Below are 13,081 nucleotides of genomic sequence, written 5' to 3'. Positions count from 1 at the left end.
GATTTGATCTTTGGCTGTATAGGCCAGTAAAATGGACATATGCAGGGCTCAAAACACGCCCAACTTGAGCAGACTTGCCAATGGGCAGAGTTTTGTAGTAGGATGTTGGCTTAACTGGGGGTCGAATAAAAAAACGCCTGATATTGCAGGATTTTTAAGGACAAGCCAGAATAACTTGTAGTAATTCTGAAAATAACTGTATCTTGTAGTTGAACTTGTTACAGTGGTATTCAGGAAGGCTTCGGCCACAGTTGGACCTCACGTCTGCTCCATCTATGGATATGTAGCGTGATGATTATTTTTTGACATTTAGGAGGCTTTTATCTTATGAACAAGACAGATCTGATCAACAATATTTCCAGCAAAAGCGGTTTGAGCAAACGTGACGTTGAAGCTGTATTGAATGGCGTTCTTGGTGAAATTACAGATGCACTTGCTAGTGGCGACAAAGTACAACTGATTGGATTTGGTACTTTCGAAACGCGCAAGCGTTCCAGCCGTACAGGCCGCAATCCACAAACCGGCAACACGATTGAAATTCCAGAATCGACCGTTCCTGCTTTTAAAGCCGGTAATAAGCTTAAAGAAGCCGTTAACTAATGCGTCTTGATAAATTCTTGAAAGTCTCGCGGCTGATTAAGCGTCGTACAGTAGCCAAGGACGTCTCCGAACAAGGGAGAGTGCTGGTGAATGGACGTGAGGCCAAGCCGAGCAGTGCGGTCAAAGTAGGCGATGAAATCACCGTCCAATTTGGCCAGAAGCTGGTGACCGTGCGAGTGGAACGGCTCGCCGACACTACACGCAAGGACGAGGCTGCAAGTATGTACACTTTGGTAAAGGAAGAGCCTATTGCTAGGGACAACGGTTTGAACTGGTAAGCAGGCATCTGATCTTCTCATAATGTTGTACATAGAGGCATTCCTTCATATTTTATGAAGGAATGCTTTTTTCTTTTGAATGATGAGCTTTCGTCTAATATATGCTCGTGAAAAGCCAAAGCAGTTCTAAATCATGCTCTCCCCTTCATAAGCTAAGAACAGAAGGAGGGGTACATGCCATGATTGAACAAGGGAAGTCCAAGCACCATGATCTGCGCATGCAAAGCCGCAAGCAGCTCGACATTTCAGGCGTCAGCAATGTGGAGAGCTTTGACAGTGAAGAGTTTTTGCTTCAGACCGAGCTGGGCCATCTCACCATTCGCGGACAACATTTACATATCAAAAACCTCAGTCTGGAAGAGGGGCTCCTGTCCATTGAAGGTCTGATCAATTCCCTCGTCTACCTGGAGCCTGGGGCCCCGGCCAAAAACGGAAAAAGCCTATTCGGCAAGCTCTTTAGATGAATCCTTACACACAATGGCTGACATTAACGTGGATGCTGTTGTCGGGCATAGCTATGGGAGTGGTATTTGACAGCTACCGGGTGCTGTCAATCCGCTTTCACTTTGCCCGTTGGAGTGTTCATATGTTGGACGTGCTGTATTGGGTGGCCTCGGCTTTGTTTATTTTCCGTGTGCTGTACGCGAGTAATCGCGGTGAGCTGCGGTTTTATGTCTTTTTAGGACTACTTTTGGGGGTTTGGCTCTATTTTTGGGCCTTTAGTGTTACAACCCAACGTTTTGTGGTAATGTTAATAGAGATCGTTCGCAGACTGACGTTGATCGTGAACAGCATACTGCGCATCCTGATTGTTCTTCCGGTGTTAGCGCTGTATCGGCTGTTACGCAAGCTGGTCGGATGGACATGGGCACTTATTGTGCTCCTAGGAAGGATGCTGATATACATCCTGATGCCGATTTGGAAACCGATCTTATGGTTGGTTGGTCCACTTATAGCGCGTTGGAAAACTCCAGATTCGCTCATAAAGCTAGGTATCAGACTGAAAAATACAGCAAAAAGATGGTTTGGAAGGGGGTAGTATCATGCGTAATTCGTCTGTAGATCGCCATTCATCTCCTACGTCCAAGTCCAATGCGGGCGGACGCAGGCGAATCATGATTTGGTTGCTATCGCTTGCCGCCTTTGGTAGTTGGGCTATATTCACCTTTTTTTCTCAAGGCATGATTATGGCCGATCGGAATGAACAGCTCATCCAGAAGGAAAAACAGAAGCAAGCTGCTACACAAACGGAACAACAGCTTCAAACCGAAGTAAATCGTCTCAAGGACCCTGAATACATCGGAGAAATTGCCAGAAGCAAGTACGGTCTTTACAAACCGGAAGAGACACCAATCATCGGAGATCAAAAATAGGAGCATTATCGGGCCAATGCTTAGTTGACCTTGGTTCCGCCATTTTGTATAATCAAATCACCACAGCGGGATTTTTTTGCAAAAAAATCGGTTGTATATTTTAAGGGAGGATCATTTTATTCTATGGCAATTGAAGTGGGCACCAAGTTAGAGGGCAAAGTGACAGGCATCACGCATTTTGGAGCATTTGTGGATTTGTCTGGAGGTGTCACGGGTCTCGTTCACATCTCGGAAATCGCCGATAACTATGTTAAGGATGTTAACGACCACCTGAAGATTAATGATGTTGTGACGGTGAAAGTCATTAATGTTGACAAAGACGGCAAAATCGGACTTTCCATTAAGCAAACGATTGATAAGCCGGCAAGTGAAGCCCGTCCACCAAGAGCTCCAAGACCGGAGCGTACAGGAGGAACAGGTGGAGGAGACCGTTTTGGCGGCGGAGGTTCTGGTCCAAGTCAGGGACGCGGTGGTGGTTTCAACCGCGATCGTGGAGGCCGATCTTTCAAGCCTGCACCGGGTAAACCTTCATTTGAGGATAAAATGTCACGCTTCCTGAAAGATAGTGAGGAACGCATTTCGTCGCTGAAAAAGAACACCGAAGGTAAACGCGGAGGACGCGGCGCGAAGCGTGTTTAATTCACTTTGACAACCGTATCAACCATACACGGAAAACCGTACAGTCGAAAGACTGCTACGGTTTTTTTTGCGTTTTACCGACAAGAGATACGGCAGGCTATGACTGCGGATAATACATTCGGGTGACGTTGTAAGGGGACATTTTTAAAATTAGCAATTCCATGAAGAAGACAAGAAGCATCCCTTGGAATGTTGGATGTTTTTTTTGTCGTGTGGACATAATCGTCCGACAAACTCCAACGGTTTTCCGTCTATCTTCCGTGCAAATCGCTAGATTTGGTATGAGGATGACCGACATAGAGAGGCCGTCAAAAGCGTAGAAAGACACAACTTCCATCTGCTTCCATACGGGCGTGGCTTGGGGTACAGGGATATGGTCTGTCCTTTCGCGCGGAACGTTTTTTTGTCGGAAATTTCTTGGAATAAGCCGTGAGGTTCTGACAAACTTTCTCAATCGTTCCGGTTTAAGATGGGAACATCAAATTGATGAATGGGGTGCCTGACGCATGATGGAGAAATGGAACGTGGTACATTTTCCGGGGTTAAAATCTAGAAAGTCCAAATCCAAAGAGCGTACGGAAGGTTGGTCTTCCAGACTCAAGAAACGGCTCGATTCACATAAAGTGGTGCAATGGGTAACCGCGCAAAGATGGATGCTGCTATTGTCAGCTATGGGAGTTCTACTGGGACGCGCCACTATTTTGGACGAGCTTTCTCCTTTTGCCCTCGCTTATTTTGCGGTCATTACATTCCTTCGGCGTGATCTGATGCTGCCTGTAGCTGTATCCGTTGTGCTAGGCAGCCTTTTAGCTCCTTACCCATCGTTATTCATGATTGGTGGTGAGCTAATCGTATTTTATCTCCTGTATCGTGGGCTACGAACCTTCGATCGTCTGGAATTATCCTATGCCCCGCTTATGGTCTTCTTGTCTGTGTTTATGGTCAATCTATTTAATGCCGTGATGGCTCCCACTTTTACATGGTATGAGCTGGTCATTGTGGGGACGGATGCGGTACTCAGTTTTATGCTTACCCTGGTGTTCACACAGGCCATACCGCTATTTACGTATCGTAAGAAGGCAAGCCAGCTCAAAAACGAAGAAATTTTGTGTCTTATTATTCTATTAGCCTCTGTGATGACGGGAGCAGTAGGATGGACCGTTCATTCACTGTCTATAGATCATGTACTTTCACGATATTTGGTCTTGGTGTTTGCTCTGGTGGGAGGTGCTTCGCTGGGTGCCTCGGTCGGTGTGATTACCGGTTTAATATTAAGTTTGGCCAATATGTCCGCCATTGTGCAGATGAGCCTGCTTGCTTTTGCCGGTTTGCTGGCAGGGATGCTGCGTGAAGGGAGGAAAGGTGCAGTGGCCCTTGGTATGCTGCTAGGCTCCTCCATCTTGACGATCTATCTGGATGGGACTGGAGACGTGCTGACATCAACCTGGGAGAGCTGCGCGGCAATTCTATTATTTTTAATGACTCCAAAAAGTTTCTTAAAAGCGGTTTCCACCTATGTCCCGGGTACACAGGATCACGCCAAGTCCCAGCATGAGTATGCCAAAAGGGTTCGTGATCTCACTGCCGAGCGGGTGACGAAATTTTCCCGTGTATTTAGCCAGCTATCCCGCAGCTTTCATCAAATATCTGCGAGTGAAGGGGCAAAACCGGACGGAGAAATCGAACACTTTATGAATGCGGTGGCGGAAGGGACATGTGCCTCTTGCTTTAAGTGCGAGCAGTGCTGGGACGGGAAGTTTATGCAAACCCATCAGTATATGACGGAAATGATGAGTGCCATTGAGGATAATCCTGATTTGGAGCCGGAGCAGATGCCGCCGCAATGGAGCAAGGCATGTGCCAAAACAGGCGCTGTCCTGCAGGTCATGAAACAGCAGTATAGTCTCTACCAGCATAATATGCAGTGGAAGCGCCAAGTATACGATAGTCGTCAGCTTGTTGCTGACCAGCTCTCAGGTGTATCGCAAATTATGGAGGATTTAGCGCGGGAAATTCAGCGGGAAGGGCAGACCATGCATCGGCAGGAGGAGCAAATCCGAGAGGCTCTTGATAGACTGGGCTTATCCATCCAATCCATCGAAATTATTAGTCTGGATGCAGGTCAGGTTGAAATTGAGATTGTCCACGCCTATACAAGGGGATTTGATGAATGCCGGAAAATCATTGCTCCACTGCTGTCAGACATACTCGACGAGCATATAGCTGTCATGCGCGAAACGGCGGCAGATCGCCACCAAGGCTTGGCTACAGTTATGTTCGGTTCTGCTAAAACATATGAGATTGCTACAGGAGTAGCTAGTGCTGCTAAAGGAGGCGATTTCTTCTCAGGAGACAGCTACAGCATGATGGAGCTAGGGAATGGTACTTTTGCAGTCTCTTTAAGCGATGGTATGGGGAACGGAGAACGTGCGCAGCAAGAGAGCAGCGCAGCATTGAACATTTTAGAGGAACTACTGCAATCGGGTATGGATGAAAAATTGGCAATCAAGTCGGTTAACTCTGTCCTGATGCTCCGATCACCTGAGGAAATGTATGCTACGGTGGATATGGCATTGATTGATCAGTATACGGCCCGGACAACCTTTATGAAGATTGGATCTACGCCAAGCTTTATTAAAAGAGGGGAGGAGGTCATTCCTGTATCTGCCAGCAATTTACCAATTGGTATTATACAGGATATCGAAGTTGATTTGGTGTCGCTGCAGCTTCAGCCGGGAGATATTCTCATTATGATTACAGATGGTATATACGATTCACCAGGTTATGCAGTTAATAAAGAAATATGGATGAAACGCATGATTCAGGAGATTGAAAGTGAGGATCCACAGGAACTGGCTGATTGTTTGCTAGAACGGGTTATCCGATACCAACAAAATCAAATCTATGATGATATGACGGTCGTTGTTAGTAAAATAGATCACTTTCACCCCGAGTGGGCCACACTCCATGTACCTGGCATGAGATGGTTGGAACGTCCACGTACGGTGAGCTAGATCAACAATTGCCCGGGAAATTCCTTACTCGGTTTTAAAAATCCGCATCCTTCGTTTGAATCGTTCCGGATTAGGCAAAGATAGAATCTATCGGAATAGATTAAGAGGAAGCGGAGGCCAAAAACGATGAAGCAAATTTTGATCATTACAGATGGATGCTCTAACGTAGGTGTTAGCCCCGTTGTGGCGGCTGCCCAGGCTTTGCGGGAGGGTATTACAGTGAACGTCGCCGGAGTTATAGACTATGGAACGATCGGCGAGCTTGGGAGCGCAGAGATTCAAGAGATTGCTAAAGCAGGGGGTGGGTTTAGCCAAATCGTTGGTACGAAGCAGTTGGCGCAAACCATGCAAATGATAACGCGCAAAACGGTGGTTCAAACGATTCAGCAGGCGGTTAATAGAGAGTTAACGCACATTTTAGGTGAGGGCGGTGCCCGGCATATCGGCGAACTGCCTCCAGCCAAACGAGCTCAAGTGGTAGAGGTTATGGATGAACTGACAGAAACAAGCCCTCTGGAAATTGCCTTGCTCATTGATGCAAGTGCAAGCATGAAGCCCAAGCTGCCTGCTGTAGAGGACAGTATCCGCGATTTAATGCTCAGCTTACAGTCCAGAAGCGGACTCAGTCGTATATCTGTATTTCATTTCCCAGGCGGACGAATGGGAGAAGACGCAGTTATGGATATCGGATGGACCTCTGAGCTGGACCAGATCAAATCGATATTTGGTCGCTTGCGGATGAAAGGAGCGACACCGACAGGACCAGCCATTTTACAAGTGATTGATTATTACCGATATGTTACACTAGGGGAACAGAAAGATCTGGAAGAATCCTATGGCAAAGGAGAAGGGATGCTCGGTGACTACGTCGTCTGATCCCGTTCTTGCACCCGGAACGGTCATCAAGGGCAAGTGGAAGCGGAGCAGCTATGTCATTCAGCGCTTGCTGGGCCGGGGGGCGAACGGAACTGTATATTTGGTAAAAGAAGCACAGGCCGATCGGCAATTTGCTCTCAAAATGGGAAGAAACACGCTAGATTTGCAATCGGAGATTAATGTGCTGACCACATTACAGTCTCAAGGGACACAAGCTGCCCTCCAGCGGAATGGAAATCCTTCCTTTTTGTTTGAGGTGGATGATGTAGTGTTACGCAATGGGGAGATCCCCTTTTATGTTATGCGGTATGTTAAGGGAGATCCGCTTCATAAATTTGTGGCAGCCAAAGGGTCGGAGTGGTATGGTGTGGCTGGAACTGGCATACTGAATCGTCTGGCCGATCTCCATCAGGCAGGATGGGTGTTTGGCGACCTGAAGCCTCAGAATATATTGGTCAATGCCTATGGAGAGGCTGAGTTGATTGATTATGGTGGAGTGTCCCTTGCAGGTCGGAGTGTTAAACAATTTACAGAATGGTACGACAGGGGATTCTGGAATGCGGGTAGCCGAAATGCTGATCCCCAGTATGACCTGTTTGCCTTTGCTCTCCTAACCATTCATATATTGGAGAGCGAATCGCTAAAGGCAGCCGCGAGCAGGCTGCCACAGCTACGTAACACGGCAGAATTGACGGTCATCATCCGTCGCAGCCGTATATTGCGCCCCTACGCCGAATGGCTGCTGGGTGCTGTGCGTGGAGAATATTCCGATACTCGTGTGGCAGCCCGAGCATGGTCGCGTCTGGCTTCCGCACATGTCAGGCAATCGTCTGTCAAAAGAGGAAATCCACGCTGGCTGGGATATGCTTTTACGGTATCGCTTTTGCTGCTTGCCGGAGCGCTCTGGATTGCGTTAAGGTAGCAGCATGACTTACATAAGATTACAGAAATCATTATCTTTACGGTCGGGAGAAAAGAGGGTCGTGAATGGGAACAACAAAACCGACCGGTGTTGTACAGGAAGTGCTCGCTTTGGCGCGAGAACATTCACTGTGGAGCCCCGGAGACCGCATTGTGGTTGCTGTATCCGGTGGGCCGGATTCGGTGGCCCTTTTGCACATTTTACATGAAATATCTGTTATACATATGCCATTACAACTCGTCTGCGCACATGTTCATCATGGCTTCAGACCAGCGGAATCGGATGCGGAGGCTGAAGAGGTACACAAATTTGCCCGAAAGCTCAATCTTCCATTTGAGATGATTCGAGTTGATGCACCAGCTTATATGGAGGAGAGCGGCAAGGGTCCCCAAGAGGCAGCCCGTGAACTGCGGTACAGCTTCTTACATGAGACAGCTGCGAAGTGGGAGGCACAGCATATTGCAATGGCTCACCATGGCGATGATCAAGCTGAAACAGTTCTCTTGCACTTGCTGCGCGGTAGCGGACCTGCGGGTTTGGCGGGTATGCGTTTGGCACGGAAGGAAAAAAATGTGCAACTCATTCGCCCGCTGCTTCGTATGTACAAGGCTGACTTGATTGCATATTGCAACTTTTATGGCCTTTCCTATGTGACAGACAGCACTAATTTATCATCTAAATATCGTCGTAATGCTATCCGCATGGATGTGCTCCCTTTTTTGGGGCAATATAATGAGCAACTGACACCCTCCCTGAATCGGTTGGCGGAAACAATGGCTGACGAAAATGATTTTATGGAGGCAGCCACACTGTCAGCATATGAGAAAATGGTGCGTTTCAATAATGGCAGGTACATGTTTTCCATCGCTTCATACCGCCAGCTATCCGTTGCTTTACAACGGAGGTTGATTAAACTAATATTAAATTATCTGCCTTCGGACAGTGAAAATTTTGATTTTCGTAAAATTGAGACCGTTCGACTAAGACTTCTCCAAGAGACATCCTCTACATGGAGCTTGGACTTGGGCGGCGGTGCGGTTGGAGTCCGCGAATATGACCAGGCGGTTTTGTTTGACCGTACGCAAGTCGTTATGGGCGAATGGAGCTATGGACTGAGCGTATTGCCTATTTCCGGTGAGCTTGAGTTGCCTAAAGCAGGGGGTATACTCCGGTGGCGAAGAGCTTCCTATTGGGACGGAAACCGTCCAGTGAATGAGGAAGAAGCGTGGTTCGACGCAGATCAATTGACTCTGCCGTTGACTGTACGCTCGCGATTACCTGGAGATACCATGTATGTAATGGGATTAAAGGGGAGAAAAAAGGTTAAAGATATTTTTATTGATGAAAAAATACCTCCTTTAATGCGTTCCGCTATTCCCATCGTCTGCGACCATTCTGGAGCTGTTCTCTGGATCCCGGGCGTACGACGTTCTGTACATGCTGCGGTGCAAAAGCACACGTCTTCGGTTATATATATGTCATGGCAAAGACGAGAGAGTCCAGGGCACCGGTAATTGCGCAGGAACGGCTTTCATAGTATAAACTTAGGAGGTTTACACCGTTGCAAAATGATATTCAGGAAGTATTGATCAGTGAAGAAGAACTTCAGCTTAAAATCAAGGAATTGGGCGCACAGCTTAGCGTGAAATATGAAGGAAAAAACCCATTGGTGATTTGCGTGCTGAAAGGTGCGTTTATCTTTATGGCAGATTTGGTTAAAGCTATTACGGTGCCGTTGGAACTCGATTTCATGGCTGTATCTAGTTATGGAGTATCCACCAAATCATCAGGCGTCGTTAAAATCATCAAAGATTTGGACGCTTCAGTAGAAGGACGCGATGTTCTGATTGTCGAAGATATTATCGACAGTGGTCTGACGCTGACACATTTGATTGAGTTGCTTAAGAACCGTAATGCCAAATCGGTATGTGTCGTGACCTTGTTCGACAAGCCTGCACGCAGGACCGTTAATCTTCAAGCTGATTATACCGGGTTTACACTTCCGGATGCTTTTGTTGTCGGCTATGGTCTGGACTATGCCGAGCACTACCGGAACCTCCCATACATAGGGATTTTGAAGCCGGAAATCTACACCAGCTAATCTCAGCCTCCAGTCCTAGGACTAAATAGGGCCCTTTGTTGAGAAGGGCTTACAGGCTATGGTAAAATAACTTAAGTGTCTCGAGAGGAGGTAGGGGATGAATCGGTTCATCCGGAATTCTGGTTTTTATTTGATTCTTTTTTTAGTTGTGGTGGGTATCGTTCAGTTTGTTAGCAACAGTAACGAAGCCTCCGATCTCCCTAGATATGACCAATTACGGCAAGAGGTTAAAGCTAATAACATCTCTAAAGTAACGGTCCAATTTGACGGTTACGCCTATCTTGTAACCGGTGCATATAAGAAGCAGCCGGCTAATGCTAAATCAACCAATTTTTCCGTGTACGTTCCGCCAACGGATCAAGCACTAAGTGAACTGGTGAATGCCAGCGAAGCGAACGGGTTTGAATACGTACAGAAGAAAATGGAAGGCGAAAGCATTTGGCTGACATTTTTGACTTCTATCATTCCTTTGGTGATCATGTTCCTGTTGTTTTTCTTCCTGTTTAATCAGGCACAGGGCGGTGGCGGCAAAGTAATGAACTTTGGCAAGAGCAAAGCCCGTCTGTATAACGAAGAGAAGAAGAAGGTTACCTTCGAAGACGTAGCAGGGGCTGACGAAGAGAAGCAAGAGCTTGTCGAAGTCGTAGAATTCTTGAAGGACCCACGTAAGTTCGCGGCTGTGGGCGCTCGTATTCCAAAAGGTGTCCTGTTAGTGGGCCCTCCGGGTACAGGTAAAACACTCTTGGCTAGAGCTGTTGCAGGTGAGGCAGGAGTGCCATTTTTCAGCATTTCGGGTTCTGACTTTGTAGAAATGTTCGTCGGGGTCGGTGCTTCCCGTGTTCGCGACCTATTCGAGAATGCGAAGAAGAACGCACCTTGTATCATTTTCATTGATGAAATTGATGCCGTTGGACGTCAACGTGGCGCCGGATTGGGTGGCGGACATGATGAACGTGAACAAACGCTCAACCAATTGCTCGTAGAGATGGATGGATTCGGCGCAAACGAAGGTATCATCATCGTTGCCGCTACTAACCGTCCGGATATTCTAGATCCAGCCTTGCTTCGTCCCGGACGTTTTGACCGTCAAATTACGGTTGACCGTCCAGATGTTAAAGGTCGCGAAGCGGTATTGCATGTACATGCACGCAACAAACCATTAACGAAGGATGTTAAATTGGACGTTATCGCGAAGCGTACAACAGGCTTTACGGGCGCTGATCTGGAAAATCTGTTGAACGAAGCAGCCTTGCTGGCGGCTCGCCGCAACCGCAGAGATATTTCGATGCGAGAAGTAGATGAAGCGATCGACCGTGTTATCGTAGGTACTGAAAAACGCAGTCGCGTCATCAGTGACCGCGAGAAACGAATTGTTGCTTATCACGAAGCAGGTCATACGATTATCGGTTACTTCCTGGAAAATGCCGATATGGTTCACAAGGTAACCATCATTCCACGTGGACGTGCAGGCGGATATGTCATCATGCTTCCGAAGGAAGACCGCATGCTGACAACGAAGCAGGAATTGCTGGATAAAATCACTGGATTGTTGGGTGGACGTGTTTCCGAGGAGCTGTTTATTGGTGAGATCGGAACGGGAGCCTATAGTGACTTCCAACAAGCGACAAGCATTGCGCGTAGCATGATCGTGGAATACGGTATGAGTGAGAAGCTCGGTCCGATGCAGTTCGGAACTTCCCAAGGTCAAGTATTCCTTGGACGGGACATCGGTCATGAGCAGAACTACAGTGACCAGATCGCTTATCAGATTGACCAGGAGATGAATCGCTTCATCACTGACTCTTATGAGCGTGCTAGAGAACTCCTGACGAAGTATTCCAAAGAGGTTCACTTGATCGCTCAAACTTTGCTGGAAGAAGAAACTCTGGAGCTTGAACAAATCAAACGTTTGATCGAGACAGGTTCTTTGGACGGCAATACGAATGAGGGAGAAGGAACACCAGAAAACGGTGAGCCTGTGATCGACAACATCGGAGATGTTCGTGTACGTATTCAAGGCAAGGATGAGGAGCCTAAGAATACAACGGATCAACCGAACGATATCCCTAATCTGCAAAAACCTGAGGATGATAACAATTCAGGCAATTCGGGCGGTACTCCACCGACAACAACCTGATCATCGGATGGATAGCTAAAAAAGCATATATGTAAGCTTCGGGAAACCAGGTCCTATTGGTTTTCCGAAGCTTTTTTAGATATGGGGGATTATTGCTAACGTGATTTGACAGACACAGGAACGTTGTGTACATTTAGTGTTAAATAAACGGCTGTCGCATACTTAGCTTAAAAGGACAACAGCCGCTGCAATCGACTTTCTATCATTTTGAACATATTCCGTGAGCGCATACTGTACAACTATGGTGTGCGCTATTCTTCTGTGAAATCAGGTGAAGGCATGATTCCAAGGTATCTAGTTGATTTTGATGTAGCGGGATTGAACCAATTGGAAGCCGACGTCTTAATTATCGGCTCTGGCATTGCGGGCTTATATACGGCGATTAAGGCTGCGGAGAATCGGAAAGTACTGCTGATTACCAAGAAAAGTTTAATGGAAAGCAACACTCGTTATGCTCAAGGAGGCATTGCTGCTGTCACATCAGACGAGGACTCACCGGCTTATCATATGGAAGATACTCTGATTGCTGGTGCAGGTCTATGTGAACCCGAGGCGGTCAAAGCACTTGTGCATGAAGGTCCAGACGGTATTCAAGAGTTAATACGGTTGGGAACGGCCTTTGATCGCGCGGGTGGTGAACTAGCGCTGACACGAGAAGGGGCACATAGTCATCGTCGCATCTTGCATGCAAATGGAGATGCCACCGGTTATGAAGTCGTGCGTGCCTTGTCACAGCAGGTTGCTGCTCATCCCGGTATTGAGGTGTGGGAAGAGTGTATGGTCATCGACCTGCTGACTGAGCATGGGGAGTGTATTGGGGCCCTCGTCCAAATGCCCGATGGAGAGAGATCGTATATCACTGCAAATGCAACAATTTTGTGCTCAGGAGGTAGCGGGCAATTATACCGTTATACGACTAACCCGGAGATCGCAACTGGGGACGGTATTGCTATGGCATATCGCGCTGGGGCGGTTGTACGGGATATGGAGTTCATACAGTTTCATCCTACGGCGTTATGCCATCCAGGGGCTCCAAGGTTTCTTATTTCCGAAGCCGTACGGGGAGAAGGGGCCGTGTTACGCAACATTCATGGAGAACGCTTCATGGACAGATATGATTCTCGGCTGGAGCTTGCACCCA

Annotated in this window: 13 protein-coding genes; all 13 read left to right on the top strand. The window is 47.4% G+C overall.

Features of this window, described 5'->3' with window-relative positions; translation table 11 throughout:
- The first annotated feature begins 327 nt into the window (after positions 1-327).
- Positions 328-600, top strand: coding sequence for an HU family DNA-binding protein (locus AC5V8P_RS16785; protein WP_007428028.1), 273 nt, complete (start codon positions 328-330; stop codon positions 598-600).
- The gene (locus AC5V8P_RS16780; protein ID WP_016818913.1) at positions 600-878 is read left to right on the top strand and encodes an RNA-binding S4 domain-containing protein; all 279 of its coding nucleotides are present in this window, start codon (positions 600-602) and stop codon (positions 876-878) included. Before AC5V8P_RS16785 ends, AC5V8P_RS16780 begins: the two co-directional genes overlap by 1 nt.
- Before the next feature lie 179 nt (positions 879-1,057).
- Positions 1,058-1,342 carry a sporulation protein YabP gene (yabP, locus tag AC5V8P_RS16775; protein WP_063208361.1) on the top strand — a complete coding sequence of 95 codons (285 nt, stop codon included), beginning with the start codon at positions 1,058-1,060 and terminating at the stop codon, positions 1,340-1,342.
- Positions 1,339-1,917, top strand: coding sequence for a spore cortex biosynthesis protein YabQ (gene yabQ / locus AC5V8P_RS16770; protein WP_063208363.1), 579 nt, complete (start codon positions 1,339-1,341; stop codon positions 1,915-1,917). Before yabP ends, yabQ begins: the two co-directional genes overlap by 4 nt.
- Positions 1,918-1,921: 4 nt before the next feature.
- On the top strand, positions 1,922-2,251 hold the full coding sequence (locus AC5V8P_RS16765) for an FtsB family cell division protein (protein WP_063208365.1): 330 nt from the start codon (positions 1,922-1,924) through the stop codon (positions 2,249-2,251).
- 123 nt (positions 2,252-2,374) lie between these two features.
- Positions 2,375-2,890 carry a S1 domain-containing RNA-binding protein gene (locus AC5V8P_RS16760; RefSeq protein ID WP_063208367.1) on the top strand — a complete coding sequence of 172 codons (516 nt, stop codon included), beginning with the start codon at positions 2,375-2,377 and terminating at the stop codon, positions 2,888-2,890.
- Between the two features lie 506 nt (positions 2,891-3,396).
- Positions 3,397-5,904, top strand: a complete 2,508-nt coding sequence (gene spoIIE, locus AC5V8P_RS16755; RefSeq protein ID WP_081276726.1) for a stage II sporulation protein E — start codon at positions 3,397-3,399, stop codon at positions 5,902-5,904.
- 126 nt (positions 5,905-6,030) lie between these two features.
- Positions 6,031-6,780: a vWA domain-containing protein gene (locus AC5V8P_RS16750; protein WP_064795715.1), complete on the top strand. Its 750-nt coding sequence runs from the start codon at positions 6,031-6,033 to the stop codon at positions 6,778-6,780.
- Complete coding sequence (locus tag AC5V8P_RS16745; protein ID WP_064795714.1) at positions 6,764-7,702, top strand: protein kinase domain-containing protein; 939 nt, start codon at positions 6,764-6,766, stop codon at positions 7,700-7,702. Before AC5V8P_RS16750 ends, AC5V8P_RS16745 begins: the two co-directional genes overlap by 17 nt.
- Before the next feature lie 65 nt (positions 7,703-7,767).
- Positions 7,768-9,216: a tRNA lysidine(34) synthetase TilS gene (gene tilS / locus AC5V8P_RS16740; RefSeq protein WP_064795713.1), complete on the top strand. Its 1,449-nt coding sequence runs from the start codon at positions 7,768-7,770 to the stop codon at positions 9,214-9,216.
- A 47-nt stretch (positions 9,217-9,263) separates the two neighbouring features.
- Positions 9,264-9,803: a hypoxanthine phosphoribosyltransferase gene (gene hpt / locus AC5V8P_RS16735; protein WP_063208375.1), complete on the top strand. Its 540-nt coding sequence runs from the start codon at positions 9,264-9,266 to the stop codon at positions 9,801-9,803.
- A gap of 97 nt (positions 9,804-9,900) precedes the next feature.
- Positions 9,901-11,940, top strand: a complete 2,040-nt coding sequence (gene ftsH / locus AC5V8P_RS16730; RefSeq protein ID WP_063208377.1) for an ATP-dependent zinc metalloprotease FtsH — start codon at positions 9,901-9,903, stop codon at positions 11,938-11,940.
- A gap of 279 nt (positions 11,941-12,219) precedes the next feature.
- Positions 12,220-13,081 (top strand): L-aspartate oxidase (locus AC5V8P_RS16725; RefSeq protein WP_495473731.1); only part of this gene is annotated, 862 nt, incomplete at its 3' end.

The organism is Paenibacillus sp. N119s, assembly GCF_059447605.1.
This window is presented reverse-complemented; position numbering and strand designations above follow the sequence as displayed.

Excerpts from the sequence above, each read along its gene's own strand:
- AC5V8P_RS16785 (WP_007428028.1), top strand. The coding sequence starts at position 328 with ATGAACAAGACAGATCTGATCAACAATATTTCCAGCAAAAGCGGTTTG.
- AC5V8P_RS16780 (WP_016818913.1), top strand. The coding sequence starts at position 600 with ATGCGTCTTGATAAATTCTTGAAAGTCTCGCGGCTGATTAAGCGTCGT.
- yabP (WP_063208361.1), top strand. The coding sequence starts at position 1,058 with ATGATTGAACAAGGGAAGTCCAAGCACCATGATCTGCGCATGCAAAGC.
- yabQ (WP_063208363.1), top strand. The coding sequence starts at position 1,339 with ATGAATCCTTACACACAATGGCTGACATTAACGTGGATGCTGTTGTCG.
- AC5V8P_RS16765 (WP_063208365.1), top strand. The coding sequence starts at position 1,922 with ATGCGTAATTCGTCTGTAGATCGCCATTCATCTCCTACGTCCAAGTCC.
- AC5V8P_RS16760 (WP_063208367.1), top strand. The coding sequence starts at position 2,375 with ATGGCAATTGAAGTGGGCACCAAGTTAGAGGGCAAAGTGACAGGCATC.
- spoIIE (WP_081276726.1), top strand. The coding sequence starts at position 3,397 with ATGATGGAGAAATGGAACGTGGTACATTTTCCGGGGTTAAAATCTAGA.
- AC5V8P_RS16750 (WP_064795715.1), top strand. The coding sequence starts at position 6,031 with ATGAAGCAAATTTTGATCATTACAGATGGATGCTCTAACGTAGGTGTT.
- tilS (WP_064795713.1), top strand. The coding sequence starts at position 7,768 with ATGGGAACAACAAAACCGACCGGTGTTGTACAGGAAGTGCTCGCTTTG.
- ftsH (WP_063208377.1), top strand. The coding sequence starts at position 9,901 with ATGAATCGGTTCATCCGGAATTCTGGTTTTTATTTGATTCTTTTTTTA.